This is a genomic window from Lujinxingia vulgaris (assembly GCF_007997015.1).
GTDB lineage: Bacteria > Myxococcota_A > Bradymonadia > Bradymonadales > Bradymonadaceae > Lujinxingia > Lujinxingia vulgaris.
The window spans coordinates 1-607 of the sequence record NZ_VOSM01000065.1 but is presented as its reverse complement, the minus strand read 5'-3'; the positions used below and the strand labels follow the sequence as shown (position 1 = coordinate 607).

Here is a 607-nt window from a genome sequence, read left to right as displayed (position 1 = left end):
CGGCAGCGTCTTCGCCCGCCGGGTCGAACTCCAGCTCAGCAATAGCATTCTCGAGGTGCTGATCCCGGCGCTCCTTGTGATCGTGTTCTCAGTCATCCTGGTGGTGAGCGCGGGCCGCAGTGCCCTGGCCACCCGTCGCGAAGCTGCCGACGTTCAGCCCCCTGACACCTGGAACGGGTCGAGCGCTCCGGATGCTCACGCCGCCGCACCGGCAGACGCTCCCGCCTCCGCCACCCCGCGCAACAGTCCCGGTGAACCAGCCGGAGAAGAAGAGCCTCTGGAATCGATCAGCCGCCAAGAAGGATCAGCAGTGAAGAAACAGATCAATGTCGTCGGCGCGGTCATCGTGCGCGATGGTCTGATCCTGTGCGCCCAGCGCGGACCCGGCGGAGCCTTGCCCGGGATGTGGGAGTTTCCCGGCGGCAAGATCGAGGCCGGCGAGACTCCTCGCGATGCGCTCGCGCGAGAGATCACCGAAGAGCTTGAGTGCGAAGTGGCCGTAGGCGAGCTGATCACCACGACCACTCGCGAATACGACTTCGGAATCGTCGCGCTGACCACGTTCTACTGCGGGCTGCTCTCCGGAACGCCGGTGCTGACCGAGCAC

General features: G+C 65.7%; 1 protein-coding gene. It reads left to right on the top strand.

Translation table 11 applies throughout. From position 1 onward, the window contains the following. Window positions 1–310: 310 nt before the first annotated feature. Window positions 311–607 (top strand): (deoxy)nucleoside triphosphate pyrophosphohydrolase (locus FRC98_RS22200; RefSeq protein ID WP_146983509.1); only part of this gene is annotated, 297 nt, incomplete at its 3' end.